This is a genomic window from Vibrio kyushuensis (assembly GCF_050337325.1).
Taxonomy (GTDB): Bacteria; Pseudomonadota; Gammaproteobacteria; order Enterobacterales; family Vibrionaceae; genus Vibrio; species Vibrio kyushuensis.
The window spans coordinates 32,364-46,233 of sequence record NZ_JAKJSV010000010.1 but is presented as its reverse complement, the minus strand read 5'-3'; the positions used below and the strand labels follow the sequence as shown (position 1 = coordinate 46,233).

Below are 13,870 nucleotides of genomic sequence, written 5' to 3'. Positions count from 1 at the left end.
TCCGATGTTCCCATATAGTGACTAAGTGTGATTTTGTACGCAATAATATTGCAACGCTCTCAACATAAACGCCAAGTGGAGCGCCCTTTAAAGCCGACTGTTAGCCAATTCTAAATTCAGTTTTTTTATATTGGTCCACCAGCCAATTCCCAAAACTGTCTAATATCCCAACGACTGAGCGTTTAGGAATTATCCTATCGCTAAGTAATATATTAAGCCTCTCAATATCAACCGTTCTTTCTGGATAAAAACGTAGAAATTGCTCACCGCACTTTACGGGGTCATCAAACCACATTTTGTCACGATACATAACGAGTGAGTGACTAGCGCGCAGCAGTTTTTTAGCGATGATGTTCTGCGCTTTGATCTGCTCTTGTGCAGAACTTGAACGGGCTATCTTGTTTCTATATACCGCGACCCAATCTTCGACGTCCATATTCCAATGCTTAGCAATCTCCCAACTTGGTTCATAATCACCAAAACACTCAGATAAATCAGTGCCATAAATACACACTGAACAGTGCTTCAATTGAAAACCCCAAGAAAATATGCTGTCTAACGTCGCGACTTCAGAGCTCAAGACCGTTTTAATCGACACTTCAGCAATGTGAGGGAAACTCTGTTGAAATCGCCATTTTATCGTATTCAATAATGTTGTTTTTGTATCACTGAATGTTCGCTCAGTAACAACAATGACATCAATATTCGACTTACCTGGCTTTGCCGTCTTTCTTGCGACACTTCCGTACAAATAGACGCTATGCAAATTCTGCCCTAGCCCACCTCTTAAAAACTTAACGAGATCGTCAATAGCAGTTTGGTATTCAATTTGAAAAGGTTTCTTAGGGTCAATAACAGAAAGAGTCATGAAAAGTATCAGTTATGTTCAATAGTGGAATCAAACTCAATGGTCGCTCAGAGAAGGAATTCAATCAAGATATTCCTTCTTCTAAGTTACTTGTTATAATGGCCGCAATCTAAATACAAAGGATCCCTCTGATGCCTAGAGCTAGTGAAATTAAAAAAGGTTTTGCCATTGAATCAAACGGCAAAACACTACTTGTTAAAGAAATTGAAGTAACCACTCCAGGTGGCCGTGGCGGAACGAAGATCTACAAAATGCGCTGTACCGACCTAGCGACAGGTGCTCGTGTTGATGAGCGTTTAAAAGCTGACGAAGTAATCGAAACAGTTGAGATGTACAAACGCCAATCAACCTTTTCATACGTAGATGGCGATGAGTATATCTTTATGGATAATGAAGATTACACACAGTACACATTCAACAAAAGTGACATCGAAGATGATCTGATGTTCATCAACGAAGATACACAAGGCATGCACGTTGTTATTGTTAACGACAAAGTCGCTGGCCTTGAATTGCCTTCAACAGTAGAAATGGTAATTGAAGAGACAGACCCTTCAATTAAAGGCGCTTCTGCTTCTGCTCGTACTAAACCTGCACGCTTTGCAACTGGACTAACGATTCAAGTACCAGAATACATAGCTACGGGCGATCGCGTGATTATCAACATCGCTGAACGTAAATACACGAGCCGAGCGTAATTCTATGACTGTTGATAATAACGATTCTGAAAACCTGATTTCGTACGATGATGCTATTGACGTTGCCTACGACATCTTCTTAGAAATGGCGCCTGACAATCTAGAGCCTGCGGACGTAATATTGTTCACCGCTCAGTTTGAAGATCGTGGCGCAGCCGAGCTTGTAGAAACTGGTGATGACTGGGGACAACACGTTGGCTTCGACGTCGACAAAGAGGTCTTTGCTGAGATTCGCATTGGCCTAGTTAACGAAGAGAGTGACGTTCTAGATGACGTATTCGCTCGTATGCTTGTTAGCCGCGATCCAGAAAATAAGTTTTGTCATATGCTTTGGAAGCGTGATTGATTACTAATGTAATTATTCATCATAGTTAGCTAATTAAAAAGCCGATCTGGTTTCAATAACAGATCGGCTTTTTTAGTGCTATCGGTTTGAACTAGCGTTATCGAATAGCGGTGACTATTTCGCTAATTGGTAGCTAATGACATACAACTGTTCAACACCCGGATAGATATCATTGATGACGCCTTTGAGCACTTCTAGGGTCATGTTTTCTTGTTCTGCATGAAAGTCTGTTAGCTGACTAAACAATATTGGCTCTACAGAATCGATTTTTAGCTTACAGAACCATCGACCCTCTTCGAGGGTGTTTACATCAACGACAGTGCCAACCTTATAATCGCTCTCACTTTCATCACGAATCGTGATCGTTTTCGCACCAGATAAAATATCTTTTTCAAACCTTTCGAAAAAGGTCATTTCTGTAGGGTAAGACATATTCATTTCTCATTATTCTTAGTCTATTTGGTGGGTCGAGTAGATACAACCAAACCAGTTTAGCGATGGTGTTACTATAACGGTAACAATCTCTTGTTAAGCATCATAAATATCTTAACGACAGTTGCAATCCCTTACTAATTAACTCACTATTTGTATAGTCAATTAATTAGAGTGTTTTTATGCCTGCTTCTCCGTTATACATCCAGATTAAACACTATATTCGCGATAAAATTGACTCGGGGCAGTGGCCCGTTGGGCATCGAATCACTACTGAAATTGAGCTAACCAAGCAGTTTGATGTCAGCCGTATGACGGTAAATAAAGCGATCCGAGATTTAGTCAATGAAGGAAAGCTGCAGCGGAAACCCCGCACCGGGACTTTCGTTTGTAGCGTTCCAGAGAAAGCTCAGTCCCCCCTTCTTGATATTCGCAATATCGCTGAAGAAGTTGAACAAAGAGGCAAACAATATCGTAATGATGTTATTGCTCAGATTTCAATAAACGCAGACGACAGAATTGCTACTCAATTAGGCATCATGCTTGGGAAAGAAGTTTTCTTTAGTAAAATCATCCACTTTGAAGGTGACGTGCCAATTCAATTGGAATTACGTTGGGTAAACCCAATCTACGCCCCTAATTATCTTCTACAAGATTTTTCAGCAATGACACCTAATCAGTACCTTTCTGATAACTGTCCCCTCAGTGCCATTGAACATACCGTTGAAGCTGTTATGGCTGAAGAGGAGGTACGTGTAGCGTTGTCTATGAGCAACAGTGAACCATGCCTACTTCTTAACAGACGAACATGGAGTAAAGAGAACCTCATTAGTACAGCATTACTCTATCATCCGGCCTCTAAATACAAATTAAGCTCTAAAGTTCTTCTAGACTGAAGCATTTTCGACTTCTTTCCGATCACATTTTCATAACATGACTCTTGCTCTGATGTTCATCTTGAACTATTAATTGTATATACATTTAAAGTATCAGTTAGGGCAACACATGAATTCGGTTAGCGAACTTACTCTTATCAACGCTTGTTTAGTCACAATGACGCCCGGTGCTATGGGTTACCAAATAAGCTCTCCTAAAACGGTACAACTGAAAGCCGGTAAGATAGTTTCCATTTCAAATAGTGAGTTAACCTGCAAAGAAGTTAAAGAAGAGGCTCCACAACGCCGCGTTTATGACTGTAAAAATAGACTTGTTACTCCGGGATTAATTGACTGCCATACCCATTTAGTTTTCGCAGGAAATCGATCCAATGAATTTGAAATGCGCCTAAATGGTGTTCACTACACTGAAATAGCGAAACAAGGTGGCGGCATTTTATCAACCGTTCATGCCACTCGTAATGCAACTGTTGAACAGTTAACTGAATTAGCACTGCACCGCCTCATTGGCCTCACGAATACAGGTGTTACATCCGTTGAAATAAAATCCGGCTACGGCTTAACGCTCGATGATGAAATCAAAATGTTACGCGCCGCCAAAGCACTTGAACATCACATGCATGTTAAAGTCGAAACCACTTTACTAGCAGCGCATACGACACCTCCAGAATACAAAGACAACCCAGATCGCTACATTGATTTAATATGCGAAGAGATCATTCCACTTGTTGCGGAAGAAAATTTAGCTTCGTCTGTCGATGTATTTTGTGAATCCATTGGATTCAACTTGGCTCAAACAGAAAAAGTATTCCGTGCTGCTAAGCAGTATGGTCTTCATGTAAAGGGGCATACAGAACAACTTTCGAACCTTGGTGGTAGTGCCCTTACGGCCGCCTTTAATGGCCTATCGGTTGATCATATTGAATATCTTGATGAAAAAGGGGTTGCAGCACTTGCCCAATCAAATACGGTCGCGACACTTCTTCCCGGCGCTTTTTATTTCCTACGTGAAACACAACGTCCGCCCATCGAATTGCTCCGTCAACACAACGTTCCAATGGCAATTGCCACTGATTTCAATCCAGGCACCTCCCCTTTCGCTGACTTGACTATGATGATGAATATGAGTTGTACGTTATTCGGCCTAACACCAGAGGAAGCATTACGAGGAGTAACCTGTAATGCAGCAAAAGCGATAGGCCATAGTACGACTCGAGGTCAAATTGAAGTAGGTTTCGATGCCGATCTAGCAATATGGGATATATCTCATCCAGCGGATCTCAGTTATCAAGTTGGTATTCCTCGTTTAGCTGCTCGCATCGTTGATGGCGTACTAAGTAAAGACGGAGGCAGCTGTTATGACATTGGTAAATAAAACGACTGAGCAATCTGCGAACAAAAAATCACACACTGTGACTAATCAAGATTTCCATTGGCAAGGCAGACACGATGGCGAGGATGGAGAATTAGGAAAGCGAGTTCATCATGTCATCAAACAAAAGCAAGCATGCGAGCTTCACGCGGTTAAAAATACGATAAGTATTCTTGGCTTCGCTACCGATTCGGGCGTTGCTCGAAATAAAGGACGAATTGGGGCTAAAAAAGCACCCGATCTTATTCGCAGAGCACTCGCAAATATGGCGTGGCATAAACAAGTGTCGATCGTTGATCTGGGTAATGTCATTTGTGAAGATGATTTGCTTGAAGAGAGCCAAGAACAAGCCGCTGAAGTGATTACAGAGGCACTAGAACATACACCAGTAATCACCCTTGGTGGTGGCCATGAAATTGCATGGGCATCGTTTTCAGGTTTGGCGCGTTACTTCCAAAATACCAAACCAGATTCTAAGCCTAAAATCGGAATCATAAACTTCGACGCCCATTTCGATTTACGCGCTTTTGAAAGTGATCATGCCGATATCAAGCCCAGCTCTGGTACACCCTTTAATCAGATTCACAAGTATTGTCAGAAAAATGAATGGGATTTCCATTATGCCTGCTTAGGAGTAAGCCGCGCTAGTAATACAACAGCGCTGTTTAAAACCGCGGATGAACTTGGGGTTTGGTATGTGGAGGATAAACAATTATCTCACATGAACCATATTTATCACCTTACTCAACTTCAACACTTTATCGACAATTGTGACTATCTGTACCTAACCATCGACCTAGATGTTTTTCCTGCTTCAACGGCTCCAGGGGTTAGTGCACCAGCGGCTAGAGGAGTAAGTTACGAAACATTAGCTATGTTTCTAGACCGAATTCTTCATTACCAAAATAAGCTGATGATTGCCGATATAGCGGAATATAACCCAACTTATGATGTCGATAGCCAAACCGCTAGACTGGCTGCCCGACTCTGCTGGGATATCGCTAATGCCATGGCTGATCATGTCTCTTCCAAGCAGACTGAGTAATTACTAGTAACTAGTTTCAAAGACCACAGAACAAACCAATAACGTATAAAACCATAATAACCCTACAACCTATTATAAAGGAGCCTCAACATGACGGAACGCCAGACTGTAGATAAGCGTCTCGACACATCTCGAACTATTCGTGCCCCTCACGGCACACAACTTCGTGCAAAATCATGGCTAACCGAAGCACCACTTCGTATGTTAATGAACAACCTTGACCCTGATGTTGCAGAGCACCCTCACGCTTTAGTCGTCTATGGTGGTATTGGCCGAGCAGCCCGAAACTGGGAGTGTTATGACAAGATCGTCGAAGTGCTAGAGAGACTCGAAGATGACCAAACGTTACTGGTACAGTCAGGTAAACCTGTTGGCGTATTTCCAACGCATAAGAACGCACCAAGAGTACTTATAGCTAACTCTAACCTTGTCCCTCACTGGGCTAACTGGGAGCACTTTAACGAGCTCGATAAGCAAGGTTTGATGATGTATGGCCAAATGACGGCGGGTAGCTGGATCTACATTGGCTCACAAGGCATCGTTCAAGGTACATACGAAACCTTCGTTTCCATAGCCAAGAAGCACTTCAATGGAGATGCTAAAAACCGTTGGATTCTCACTGGCGGTCTTGGCGGTATGGGTGGTGCTCAACCTCTAGCTGGAACAATGGCTGGATTCTCAATGATTGCGGTTGAGTGCGATGAATCAAGAATCGATTACCGACTTCGCACAGGTTATGTCGATAAAAAGGCCACCAGCGTTGATGAAGCACTGGCTATGATTTACGAATCTGACACTCCCATTTCTGTTGGACTACTTGGTAACGCTGCCGATGTATTCCCTGAATTAGTGGAACGAAACATCACCCCAGATGTTGTAACCGATCAAACATCGGCTCATGACCCCTTAAATGGTTACCTTCCACAAGGCTGGAGCATGGAACACGCCGCTTCAGTGAGACAGGAAGATGAAGCAAAAGTCGTCAAAGCAGCTAAGCAGTCTATGGCGATTCAAGTTCAGGCGATGCTCGACCTACAAAAACGTGGAGCGGCAACACTTGATTATGGTAATAACATCCGTCAAATGGCACTTGAAGAAGGCGTAGAAAATGCCTTTGATTTCCCCGGGTTTGTTCCTGCCTACATCCGACCTTTATTCTGTGAAGGCATAGGTCCTTTCCGTTGGGTTGCACTATCTGGTGATCCAGAGGATATCTACAAAACTGACCAAAAAGTAAAAGAGCTTATCCCTGATAACCCTCAACTTCATAACTGGTTGGATATGGCACGAGAGCGTATTCAATTCCAAGGGCTGCCTGCCCGTATCTGTTGGGTTGGTTTGAAAGATCGCGAACGCTTAGGCCAAGCATTTAATGAAATGGTCAAAAATGGTGAACTAAAAGCGCCCGTGGTTATCGGACGAGACCACCTAGACTCAGGTTCTGTGGCTAGCCCAAACAGAGAAACTGAAGGCATGATGGATGGATCTGACGCGGTTTCTGATTGGCCATTAATGAACGCGCTTCTTAATACTGCAGGCGGTGCAACATGGGTATCGCTGCACCATGGTGGCGGCGTTGGCATGGGCTTCTCACAACACTCCGGAATGGTTATTTGTTGTGATGGCAGTGACGATGCTTCTGAGCGAATTGCTCGCGTTTTACATAACGATCCAGCAACCGGTGTTATGCGCCACGCGGATGCCGGTTACGATATCGCGAAGCAATGTGCCGCAGAACAAGGGCTGGATTTACCAATGCTTAATGAAGAACTTAGAAAGCTTAAATAAGCAGATTTAGCTAAATCGGTGGTTCTCTACAAAGGAGAACTACAAACGACTATCTATCGTTGTCGATTAATCATATTCAATCGACAACGACACAATAGAGATTAATTAAAGGATTTATGAAGATGTTAAACCTATTGCTACAGCCTGGGCAGATTAGCTTAAAAGAGCTTCGTCAAGTCAGCCGTACCCCGGTAAACCTTGCTCTAAACCCCGATGCCATTGAAGGAATCGAAGCAAGCACCCGAGTTGTAAATCAAGTTATTGAAGAAGACCGTACGGTCTATGGCATCAACACTGGCTTTGGTTTGCTCGCCAATACGCGTATTGCTCCTGAAGATCTCGAAACGCTACAAAGAAGTATCGTTCTTTCACATGCTGCAGGCATTGGGAAGCTAATGTCAGACGAAACGGTTCGTTTGATGATGGTACTTAAGATCAATAGCCTTGCACGTGGCTACTCTGGCATTCGCCTTTCTGTAATAAATGCGTTAGTCGAACTTGTGAACGCACAGGTTTATCCTTGTGTTCCACAAAAAGGCTCGGTTGGGGCATCAGGGGATTTGGCTCCTCTTGCACACATGAGCACGGTATTGCTCGGTGAAGGCGAAGCAAGACACAACGGCAAGATCATATCAGGCCTTGAAGCACTGAATATCGCAGGGCTATCCCCTATCACGTTAGCTCCTAAAGAAGGGCTTGCGCTCCTTAATGGGACTCAAGCTTCAACAGCCTTTGCTCTTGAAGGTCTGTTTGTAGCAGAAGATTTGTTCGCCTCAGCGACTGTATGCGGCTCAATGACGGTTGAAGCAGCATTAGGTAGTCGACGTCCATTCGATCCTCGTATCCACCGTGTGCGTGGACATAGGACTCAAATGGACGCAGCTGAAGCATATCGACATATATTAGATAACAACAGCGAAGTGGGAGAATCACACACGGCTTGTGAAAAAGTACAAGACCCATACTCTTTACGTTGCCAACCTCAAGTTATGGGGGCGTGTTTACAGCAAATCCGTCACTCTGCTTCAACACTTGAAGTCGAAGCTAATTCAGTATCCGATAACCCATTAGTTTTTGCTGAAGATGGAGACATTATTTCAGGTGGTAACTTCCACGCTGAACCAGTAGCCATGGCAGCTGATAACCTAGCGCTCGCGATTGCTGAAATAGGCAGTTTGTCTGAAAGACGAATGGCTCTACTTATCGACAGTGCGCTAAGTAAGCTGCCACCGTTCTTAGTTGACAACGGCGGTGTTAACTCTGGGTTCATGATTGCCCAAGTAACAGCCGCTGCACTGGCTAGTGAAAACAAGACACTCGCCCACCCTGCTTCTATCGATAGCCTACCAACGTCTGCGAATCAAGAAGACCATGTCTCGATGGCGACTTTTGCAGCGAGAAGGCTCAAATATATGGCTGAAAACACGCGTGGAATCCTGGCAGTGGAGTATCTATCAGCAGCACAAGGTTTGGATTTTAGAGCACCTCTAAAATCTTCGCCACGCGTTGAAGAAGCTAAGGCGATATTGCGCGAGAAAGTCTCGTTCTATGACAAAGACCGCTACTTCGCACCCGATATTGAACAAGCAAACTCACTGCTCAAGCTTGCTGTTCATAACCACTTAGTGCCAGAGCACTTATTTATCAGTTATTAATTCACTGCGCCTATCTGTTAGTTAGCACCCATAACTAACTCACAAAAAAGGCTCATAATCAGTGAGCCTTTTCTTTTAACTGTTTGATTTAAATCAAAAGCAGACTGGATGGACCATTATAATTCCTATTTTCCTATATAATCCGCGTCAGTTTTTACTACCAGTTGTAGATTATGTTTCTGACTCCTTTTGTTTCAACTCAAGACCATCAATTCAAATTCACACGTGAGCAAGCAAGCCACTTTGCAAAAAAAGTAGCGGGTGACTTTAATCCACTTCACGATGAAGACAACAAACGTTTTTGCGTTCCTGGCGATCTCCTTTTTGCAGTATTGCTACAAAAAGAAGGCATCAGCAAGAAAATGCGTTTTGATTTTTCAGGCATGGTGAACGATGGCATCGAATTGAGCATTGAAAACAAATGCGAAAAAGAGAGTGCATTGGTTGATGAGAAGGGAAAAGAGTACCTTCATATGAGCCGCGAAGGTGACGTTAGCCATAACGCTGCATTTATCGAACATGTCGTGAAAAATTACGTACAGTTCTCTGGCATGAACTTCCCGCATATCATGGTGCCGTTAATGGAAGAGAAGCAGATGATGATCAACTGCCAACGTCCATTAGTTATCTACGAGAGCATGGAAGTTGAATTTGACCGATTAGATTTAACTCACCCAGAAGTTGACTACACTGGCGCAACGTTCGATGTCGATGGCAAGCGCGGTATCGTAACCCTTAACTTCGACTTTAAAGAAGATGGTGTTGTTGTCGGCAAAGGCGTTAAGCGCATGGTCGCAAGTGGACTAAAACCATACGTTCAAGAGTCAGTCGATGATCTTGTAAACCGCTTCAACGAGCGTAAAGAGATGTTCTTAGCTCAGTTTGCAGCGGCTGCGTAAGCTCGTAAAAACATAGAATTAAAAACACCCGCCAATTGGCGGGTGTTTTGTTTTCAGCTATTAACTCAATTGAACTAAACCCATCGCCTAACCCGCTGCTTATAATCCACATACTCTGCACCAAAAATCCTTTCCAACGCCCTCTCTTCGGGCTTAATTTGAAAATGATTCATATACAGTACAAAGCAATAGCTCATCGCTAAACTTATCCAGTTCTGTTGCCAATAACCGATGCCAAATAGAAAGATAAACAGTCCCAAATACATCGGGTTTCGAGTATAAGAAAAGATGCCGCTGTCCACGATAGAAGAAGCGGTTTCTGGCTTCACAGGGTTCACTGTGGTTTGAGCACGGCGAAACTCTCGTACACCGGATAAAGCGATTACCGTCGCGATGATGAAACAAGCTAAAAACACGACCCACGCGAAAGGCAGAGAAACATGAGCAAACAACATGTTTTTTTTCATGTAACTCATCATTAAGGCCACAATTAAAAATACGGCTACTGGTGGGATCTTCAGCTCAAATTTATTCATTTATTGCTCTCTATATCCTATTCAAGTGGCTAAGTGTTTGGTTATTTGTGCTCAATAAAAATAGCCCAGAATTTTCATCTGGGCTAATTGTCTATCTAACTATTCACTTAAACATCAAGCGCTAGATCTTTATACTATTTCTAGCAAAGCTTGTAATGGATGCTTCACTTTTTCTTGTTCAAAGCGCTTTACTTGGCTTCGACATGAATAACCAGTAACCAAACATCTATCCGAAGGAAGATCTTGAAGCCTTGGTTTCCAGCTTAACTCATAGATATCTTTTGATATCTCGAGCTTATCTTTCTCGTGTCCAAACGTGCCAGCCATACCACAGCAACCTACAGGTACAGTATTCAGTACACTGCCGAAGTGAGTGAAAATTTCACCCCACTCTTTTTCAGCATTAGGCATTTTGGTCTTTTCAGTACAGTGAGCAAGCAAGTACCAAGGTTGGGTAGTCGGAGAAGGCTGACTTTGAATATCCGCTAAACGTGGTAATAGCCATTCGTGAACCGTCAATACATCAAAATCGCCACGTTCTTTACCCAAAACTTCGGTATATTCATCTCGGTAGCAAAGCACCAAAGCTGGATCGACACCAACAAGCGGAATCCCGAGATCAGCCACCAACGATAAAAATGTTGCGGTGTTTTTAGCATTAGAAGCAAACTGCTGTAAGAACCCTTTGACATGTTGCGCTTTACCATTAGGTTTAAATGGTAATAACACAGGTGTCTTACCTAACTTCGAAACTAAGGTAATAAAATCAGCCACGACTTCAGCATCGTAATAGCTGGTGAATGGGTCTTGGACAATCAAAACATGATTACTTTTCTCTTGTTTTGATAGACCAGCTAAACGTTGTAAATCGAACTTATGAGATTTCTCGAACCTTGAAGCGAGCGTTGGCACTGACATCAATGGCGTGTCGACATAACCAATGCTTTTCTCAGTGATCGTTTTGACTAGTGGAAGGTTGATAACCGCATTGACCACTTTTGGCGCTTTTGCCATAAGGGGTAACATAGTTTCGATGTTGGCAACCAAGTAATCTTTAGCCGGGCGCTGATAACGTGTGTGGTAAAGATTTAAGAAACGAGATCTAAAACTCGGTACATCCACTTTAATTGGGCATTGGCTTGCACATGCTTTACATGCCAAGCATCCGTTCATCGCTTCATAAACTTCGTGAGAAAAATCATACTCATGGCGCTGATTAACTCTATTTCGCACACGTTCAATCAGCGACTTAATACTTAGGCTACCAGATACAGTTTTCTGCTCTACATCGAGGATATCGATGCCCTGCTCTGTCAATTGGCGCAACCATTCTCTAACTAAACCTGCACGCCCTTTTGGCGAATGACGTCTGTCCGCTGTCACTTTCATCGAAGGACACATTGGTGAAGCAGCATCGTAGTTAAAGCACAAGCCGTTACCGTTACACTCCATCGCCTGTTTGAAACTGTCTCGCACTTCTACATCAATTTGGCGGTCATAGTATCCGCGCTTAGTGTCAGACACCTTTACAAGCTCGGCGTTACTATCTAGTGGCGTACAAACCTTACCAGGGTTCATTTTATTGAGCGGGTCACAGGCTTTCTTTACACGGCGAAGTTCATTAAAAAGCGTCTCTCCAAAAAACTCAGGACCATATTCAGACCGATAGCCTTTCCCATGTTCACCCCACATCAAGCCGCCATATTTGGCCACAAGCTGAACAACCTGATCGGATATTTGATGCATCAAACGTTCTTGTTCTGGATCGCACAAATCTAATGCGGGTCTAACATGTAGTACTCCCGCATCGACATGGCCAAACATGCCGTAATTAAGCTCTTTCTCATCCAACAACTGACGAAACTCAGCAATAAAATCCGCTAAGTTTTCAGGTGGCACACAGGTATCTTCAGCAAAAGCGACCGGCTTAGCTTTACCTTTTACTGCCCCAAGAAGACCCACAGCCTTCTTACGCATGTTGTATATCTTACTGATACTGCCAATATCACTGCACGTCTGGAAGCCGATGATTCCGGCTTCGCCATTAAGCATCATGCTTTCAATCTGCTCGGTTAACGCTTTGACTTGAGAGGCAACGTTTTCTACATCATTCCCCGCAAATTCAATGATATTAATGCCAAGCATCTCTTTATTTGGTACATCACGTAGTAGATCACTAACGGTATGCCAAACAATATCTTGCTTTGCTAGGTTTAGAACTCGGGAATCAATCGTTTCAACCGATAGTGCATTAGCTTCAACCATAAAGGGAGCGTTGCGCAGTGCCGCATCAAAACTCGAATACTTAACGTTCACTAACGTACGTGCTTTAGGGATTGGGGTCAGGTTTAACTTAGCTTCGGTAATAAACGCCAAAGAGCCTTCTGAACCACAAAGTACACGAGTAAAATTAAACTGATCATTTTCGTCGATCGCATTCTTTAGATCGTATCCCGTTAGGAATCGATTTAACGCTGGAAACTTATCCAATATTTGTTCGCGATTGTCTCGGCAGACTTTTTCAGTTGCCTCTAAAGCTAGCGACGCTTGAGTTTCAATATCTGGTTTACCAAGGGAAAGATCGGATTCAAGTAGACTGCCATCAGAGAACACAGCTTGAAGAGACAAAACATGATCAGAAGTCTTACCGTATTTCAACGATCCCTGCCCTGATGCATCCGTATTCACCATGCCGCCAAGGGTGGCACGATTACTCGTTGATAATTCGGGAGAAAAGAAATATCCAAACGGACGAACAGCATCATTTAATTGATCTTTAATGATACCTGTTTGAACTCTGACCCAGCCCTCTGCTTGATTTACCTCTAGTACCTTATTCATGTAGCGAGACAAATCAACAACGATACCTTTGGTTAATGATTGCCCATTAGTTCCGGTACCACCACCACGTGGAGAAAATGTAATGCGCTCATATTCAGGTTTTGAACTAACCTTACCTATAAGAGAGACATCTTGAGTGGTTTTTGGATGTACAACAGCTTGTGGTAATTGCTGATAAACACTGTTGTCTGTAGAAACGGCTAATCGACTGGCATATTGAGATTCAATATCACCAGTGAAACCAGAATGTTTTAGTTCTTTTAAGTAGCTGAGTACGACTGGGTCGACATCAGTTTGAGATTGAAGTCTTGGTAACATGTGCTTCCTGCCCCTACAGCGCTGATCCAATCAGCTATGGGTAATTGTAATTATATATTTTTTGAATTACGTCACTTTACAACATTTGAAAACGTGATCAAAACAGATTCTCAATCATAAAATGAAACTAATGCTTTCTTTTTTAAAACTTAAGCTTATAAATGTGCAATGCATTC

General features: G+C 43.0%; 12 protein-coding genes. 8 read left to right on the top strand and 4 right to left on the bottom strand.

Going from position 1 to position 13,870, the window contains the following annotated elements; all coding sequences use genetic code 11:
- Nucleotides 1–100 precede the first annotated feature (100 nt).
- The gene (locus L4D20_RS19970) at nucleotides 101–868 is read right to left on the bottom strand and encodes a nucleotidyltransferase domain-containing protein (RefSeq protein WP_428803352.1); all 768 of its coding nucleotides are present in this window, start codon (nucleotides 866–868) and stop codon (nucleotides 101–103) included.
- A gap of 131 nt (nucleotides 869–999) precedes the next feature.
- Between L4D20_RS19970 and efpL the strand changes: the two genes are divergently transcribed.
- Nucleotides 1,000–1,566: an elongation factor P-like protein EfpL gene (gene efpL / locus L4D20_RS19965; protein WP_428803351.1), complete on the top strand. Its 567-nt coding sequence runs from the start codon at nucleotides 1,000–1,002 to the stop codon at nucleotides 1,564–1,566.
- Nucleotides 1,567–1,570: 4 nt separating this feature from the next.
- Nucleotides 1,571–1,912, top strand: coding sequence for an HI1450 family dsDNA-mimic protein (locus tag L4D20_RS19960; RefSeq protein WP_428803350.1), 342 nt, complete (start codon nucleotides 1,571–1,573; stop codon nucleotides 1,910–1,912).
- A gap of 114 nt (nucleotides 1,913–2,026) precedes the next feature.
- Here the strand turns inward: L4D20_RS19960 and yqfB are convergent, their stop codons facing one another.
- Nucleotides 2,027–2,344 carry a N(4)-acetylcytidine aminohydrolase gene (gene yqfB / locus L4D20_RS19955; protein ID WP_428803349.1) on the bottom strand — a complete coding sequence of 106 codons (318 nt, stop codon included), beginning with the start codon at nucleotides 2,342–2,344 and terminating at the stop codon, nucleotides 2,027–2,029.
- 182 nt (nucleotides 2,345–2,526) lie between these two features.
- On the opposite strand from yqfB, the gene hutC reads away from it, so the two are divergent.
- The 6 genes from hutC to L4D20_RS19925 all read left to right on the top strand — a co-directional run bounded on the left by hutC (nucleotide 2,527) and on the right by L4D20_RS19925 (nucleotide 9,999).
- Complete coding sequence (hutC, locus tag L4D20_RS19950; protein WP_428803348.1) at nucleotides 2,527–3,240, top strand: histidine utilization transcriptional repressor HutC; 714 nt, start codon at nucleotides 2,527–2,529, stop codon at nucleotides 3,238–3,240.
- Between the two features lie 109 nt (nucleotides 3,241–3,349).
- Complete coding sequence (gene hutI / locus L4D20_RS19945) at nucleotides 3,350–4,615, top strand: imidazolonepropionase (protein ID WP_428803347.1); 1,266 nt, start codon at nucleotides 3,350–3,352, stop codon at nucleotides 4,613–4,615.
- A complete protein-coding gene (gene hutG / locus L4D20_RS19940) occupies nucleotides 4,599–5,657 on the top strand; it encodes a formimidoylglutamase (protein WP_428803346.1) in 1,059 nt (352 codons plus the stop codon). Before hutI ends, hutG begins: the two co-directional genes overlap by 17 nt.
- Nucleotides 5,658–5,747: 90 nt before the next feature.
- Nucleotides 5,748–7,445, top strand: a complete 1,698-nt coding sequence (gene hutU / locus L4D20_RS19935) for a urocanate hydratase (RefSeq protein WP_428803345.1) — start codon at nucleotides 5,748–5,750, stop codon at nucleotides 7,443–7,445.
- A 122-nt stretch (nucleotides 7,446–7,567) separates the two neighbouring features.
- Nucleotides 7,568–9,100: a histidine ammonia-lyase gene (gene hutH / locus L4D20_RS19930; protein WP_428803344.1), complete on the top strand. Its 1,533-nt coding sequence runs from the start codon at nucleotides 7,568–7,570 to the stop codon at nucleotides 9,098–9,100.
- A gap of 173 nt (nucleotides 9,101–9,273) precedes the next feature.
- Nucleotides 9,274–9,999: a DUF3581 domain-containing protein gene (locus L4D20_RS19925; RefSeq protein WP_428803343.1), complete on the top strand. Its 726-nt coding sequence runs from the start codon at nucleotides 9,274–9,276 to the stop codon at nucleotides 9,997–9,999.
- 74 nt (nucleotides 10,000–10,073) lie between these two features.
- Here L4D20_RS19925 and L4D20_RS19920 read toward each other — a convergent pair whose 3' ends face one another.
- Nucleotides 10,074–10,535, bottom strand: a complete 462-nt coding sequence (locus L4D20_RS19920) for a methyltransferase family protein (RefSeq protein WP_428803342.1) — start codon at nucleotides 10,533–10,535, stop codon at nucleotides 10,074–10,076.
- A 129-nt stretch (nucleotides 10,536–10,664) separates the two neighbouring features.
- Nucleotides 10,665–13,694 (bottom strand): D-2-hydroxyglutarate dehydrogenase YdiJ, encoded by a 3,030-nt coding sequence (gene ydiJ / locus L4D20_RS19915; RefSeq protein ID WP_428803341.1) that lies wholly within the window; start codon nucleotides 13,692–13,694, stop codon nucleotides 10,665–10,667.
- Between the last annotated feature and the right edge of the window lie 176 nt (nucleotides 13,695–13,870).